Below are 3,743 nucleotides of genomic sequence, written 5' to 3'. Positions count from 1 at the left end.
GCGCGGCGATCGTCGCGGCGTTCGCCGCCGGATGGTGGCTGCACCGCGCCGGGATCGCCACCGAGGACCGGCTGCCGCCGCTGCACGCCCGCCCCCGGGACCGGCCGCTCACCTGGCAGCTGCTGCCCGCCGCGGCCGTCGCCGCCGCCGCGGTCGGCGCCTGCCGGTGCTGGCCGCCCGGCTGCCGTGGCGGTGGCTGCCGCCCGCCACGTGGCGGGCGCCGCGCTGCTGGGCGGTGGCGCTGGCGGCGTCGGACGGGACGGGCGCGCTCACCGCGCCGCTGACGCGCCCACCGAGTACCCGGCGGGCATGGCGCAGCTGCGCCCCGACGTCCTGGAGTACCTGCGCACGTTCACCGACCGGCTGTACGCCTACACCACGCACGTGCGCGGGCACCCGCCCGGCCCGATGCTGGTGCTGTGGGCGCTGGAGCAGGCCGGGCTGGGCGGCACCGGATGGCTCGCCGCGGCGATCATCGCGGCCGGGTCGTCGGCGGCGGCCGCGATCGCCGTCACCGTGCACCGCACGGCGGGGGAGCGGGCCGCGCGGGCGGCCGTCCCGTTCCTGGTCCTGGCGCCGTTCGCGCTGTGGGTCGCGACGTCCATGGACGCGCTGTTCCTCGGCGTCGGCGCGGTGGGGGACGGCGCTCGCGGCGATCGCGGCGCGCCGCGCCGGCCCCGCCGCGTTCCCGGCGGCGGCCGGCGCGGGGATCCTGCTGGGCTCCCTGCCGTGGTCCAGGTACGGGCTGCTGCCGCTGGCGGCGGTGCCGCTCGCGGTGCTCGTGCGGGCGCGTCCCCGCCGGGCGGTGCTCGCGGCGGGCGCGGCGGCGGGCCTGGCGGCCGTGCCCGCCGCGCTGACCGCCCTGGGGTTCTGGTGGCCGGACGGGGTCCGCGCCACCCTGGAGACCTACCTGATCAGCGGCGGGTCGGCGCAGCGGTCCTACTGGTACTTCCTGTTCGCCGACCTGGCGGTGCTGGGACTGCTCACCGGGCCCGCCGTCGCGCACGCCCTGCCCGGCCTGCTCGGCACGCTGGGCCGGGCGGCGCGGCTCCGGACGCCGCTCCGGACGCCCGTGCCGGGGCTGGGGGTCGCGCTCCCGGTCGGCGCGGCGCTCCTGGGCGTCCTGGTGCTGGACGTATCCGGGATCACCAAGGGGGAGGTGGAGCGGATCTGGGTGCCGTTCGCGGCGTGGATCGTGGCGGCCGCGGCCGTGCACCGCCCCCCGGCGCGGGCGTGGCTCGCCGCGCAGGCCTGCACCGCCCTGGCCGTCCAGGCCCTGGTCCTGTCCCACTGGTGACCCCTGATTACCCCTGGTGATCCCGCCCGCGCGGGCGGGATCACCAGCGGACGGGCCCGGCGTCGTCGAACAGCCCGCCGGTCGGGCCGTCGTCGTCCAGCGTGGCCAGCCGGACGGCGATCGCCGCGCCTCGGCGGCGGTGCGGGCGATCGGCAGCCCGAGCCCGGCGGTGAAATCGGTCGCGCACGCACCCGGCACCGCGGCGTTGACCAGGATCCCGGCCGGGCGCAGCAGCTTGGCGTACTGGACGGTCAGCATGTTCAGCGCCGCCTTCGACACCGGGTACGCGGCGTGGGCGGGCATCGCCGACATGTAGTGGCCGGGGTCGGTCATGTCGCCCAGCGACCCCACGCCGCTGGAGACGTTCACGATCCGGCCCGCCGGCGATCTCTCCAGCAGCGGCAGCAACGCGTCGGTCACCCGGATCACGCCGTACACGTTGGTGTCGAACACCCGGTGCACGGCGTCCGGGTCGGCGCCGCCCGGCGACAGCCCCGCCCCGCCGTGGATACCGGCGTTGTTGACCAGCACGTCCAGCCGTCCGCACGTGTCGCCGGCCAGCTCCGCGGCGGCCCGGACCGACGCGCCGTCGGTGACGTCCAGCCCTACCGGCCGCACGTCGTGCCCGGCCGACCGCAGCCGCGCCGCGGCCCGCTCGCCGAGCCGCGGGTCGCGGGCCCCCAGCAGCACGGTCGCGCCCCGCGCCGCCAGCCCCTCGGCGATGCGGAAGCCGATGCCCTTGTTCGCCCCGGTGACCAGCGCGACGGTGGAATTGGTGGGAATGTTCGTCATGGCGCCAGCCCACCACCGCCCCGCCCCCGCACTCCAGTACCGATCGGGTCGCCCCCGATACCCGCCGGGTATCGGGCCGGGTATCAAGGACGGTGTGGACGGTGACGGTGCGGACGGGGACATGATCGAGACGCGGGAGCTGGCGTACTTCCGCGCCGTCGCGCGGGAACTGCACTTCGGCCGGGCCGCGCGGCGGCTCGGCATCGCCCAGCCGCCGCTGTCGCGGGCGATCGGGCGGCTGGAGCGGCGGCTCGGGGTGACGCTGCTGGAGCGCGGCGGTGGCCGGGTGGCGTTGACGGCGGCGGGGGAGACGCTGCTGGCCGAGGGCACCGCGGCGCTGGACGCGGTCGCGGCCGCGGTGCGCCGCACCCGCCGGGCCGGGACGGGCCCGGGGCTGATCCTGGCGATGAAGCCCGGCGGCGACGCGGGGCTCCTCCCGGCGATGCTGGCCGCGCACGCCGCCGTGCCCGGCGCCGCGGTGGTCGAGGTCGCGTTCGGGTTCGGGACGCAGGCGGCGATGCTGCGCGACGGCCGCGCCGACGCCGCCCTGCTGTACTCGCCGCGCGCCGACCTCACCGGCTTGGCCGCCGAGGAACTGGTCACCGAACGCCAGGTGGCGGTGCTGCCGGGCGCGCATCCGCTGGCGGGACGGGACGCGGTGACGCTCGCCGACATCGACCGCAGGGCGTCCCCCGCTGGCCCGGCCCCCACCGCGGCCCGGGCCGCGGCGCTCAGGGCCACGGCCCGGCGGGTCCGGGGGACGGGCCGGGCGGCGCGCCGATCCGGGACGCGGGGCAGCTGCTGCAGCTGGTGGCCCTCGGCCGCGTCGTCGCGGTGCTGAGGGGTCGGCCCGCGGCCACCTGCGCGCCGACCTGGCGGCGGTGCCGGTCACCGACGCCGAGCCGACCACGCTCGTCCTGGCCTGGGCGGAGACGTCCCGGTCGCGCGACCTGGCCGCGTTCGTGCGCGCGGCCACGGCCGCGGCCACCGCCGCGGCGGCCGGACGTGCGGCGGCTCCGGGCATCTGACATGGCCTGACCTGCGGAAACGGTGCGTCCAGAAGAATCCGGAAGAAATCTGAGAAAAGTCCGGCCGGGGTGTCGATCCGGTGCGGGTGCCGTTCGACGTATCGGTGAAGGGCCGAAGAGGCACCCGCAGGGAAGGACCACCGCCATGACCGCCACCCACATCACCGCCGCCGCGTCCGCCGCCGCGACCGGGGAGGCCGCCGGTCGCCGCCGCTCCCGCCGTGCCCTGTGGACCGCGCAGATCCTCATCGCGGCGTTCCTGCTGATCGCGTCCGCGCTGCCCAAGTTCGCCGGGCAGGCCGACGCCGTCGAGACCTTCGCCCTGCTCGGCTGGAACGACTTCATGCGGTACTTCGTCGGCGCCGTCGAGGCCGCGGGCGCGATCGGGCTGGTGATCCCGCGGCTGGCGGGCCTGGCCGCGACCGGCCTGATCGGGCTGATGATCGGCGCGGCGCTCACCCAGATCCTGGTCATCGAGCCGGCGTGGGCGCTGTTCCCGGTGGCGCTCGGCGTCGTGCTCGCCGTCGTCGCCTGGGACCGCCGCGCCCAGACCCGCGCGCTGCTGGCCTCCCCGGGTCACGCTGCTGCGCCTCGCCACCGCGGCGGGCGTGCGGGCGGCCGGGACC

General features: G+C 77.9%; 6 protein-coding genes. 4 read left to right on the top strand and 2 right to left on the bottom strand.

The window, feature by feature from the left end; translation table 11 throughout:
• On the top strand, positions 1-284 hold a 284-nt coding region (locus BJF79_RS56220; RefSeq protein ID WP_262402993.1), incomplete at its 5' end, for a hypothetical protein.
• Positions 285-371: 87 nt separating this feature from the next.
• On the opposite strand, the gene BJF79_RS65985 is transcribed toward BJF79_RS56220, so the two are convergent.
• Positions 372-515, bottom strand: a complete 144-nt coding sequence (locus BJF79_RS65985; protein WP_316043499.1) for a hypothetical protein — start codon at positions 513-515, stop codon at positions 372-374.
• Complete coding sequence (locus BJF79_RS65980) at positions 512-2,089, bottom strand: SDR family NAD(P)-dependent oxidoreductase (protein ID WP_316043498.1); 1,578 nt, start codon at positions 2,087-2,089, stop codon at positions 512-514. Before BJF79_RS65980 ends, BJF79_RS65985 begins: the two co-directional genes overlap by 4 nt.
• Positions 2,090-2,183: 94 nt before the next feature.
• On the opposite strand from BJF79_RS65980, the gene BJF79_RS63005 reads away from it, so the two are divergent.
• The 3 genes from BJF79_RS63005 to BJF79_RS34605 all read left to right on the top strand — a co-directional run.
• Positions 2,184-2,930, top strand: coding sequence for a LysR family transcriptional regulator (locus BJF79_RS63005; RefSeq protein ID WP_316043497.1), 747 nt, complete (start codon positions 2,184-2,186; stop codon positions 2,928-2,930).
• 40 nt (positions 2,931-2,970) lie between these two features.
• On the top strand, positions 2,971-3,117 hold the full coding sequence (locus BJF79_RS63000; protein WP_262402992.1) for a hypothetical protein: 147 nt from the start codon (positions 2,971-2,973) through the stop codon (positions 3,115-3,117).
• Positions 3,118-3,262: 145 nt separating this feature from the next.
• On the top strand, positions 3,263-3,743 hold a 481-nt coding region (locus BJF79_RS34605; protein ID WP_075903770.1), incomplete at its 3' end, for a DoxX family protein.

The organism is Actinomadura sp. CNU-125 (assembly GCF_001942465.1).
In the GTDB taxonomy this organism is placed as follows: domain Bacteria; phylum Actinomycetota; class Actinomycetes; order Streptosporangiales; family Streptosporangiaceae; genus Spirillospora.
The sequence above is the reverse complement of the archived record's forward strand: the minus strand, read 5'-3'. Positions and strand labels throughout refer to the sequence as shown.

Bases quoted from the DNA above. Each gene is read 5' to 3' on its own strand.
- BJF79_RS65980 (WP_316043498.1), bottom strand. From the start codon at position 2,089: ATGACGAACATTCCCACCAATTCCACCGTCGCGCTGGTCACCGGGGCG.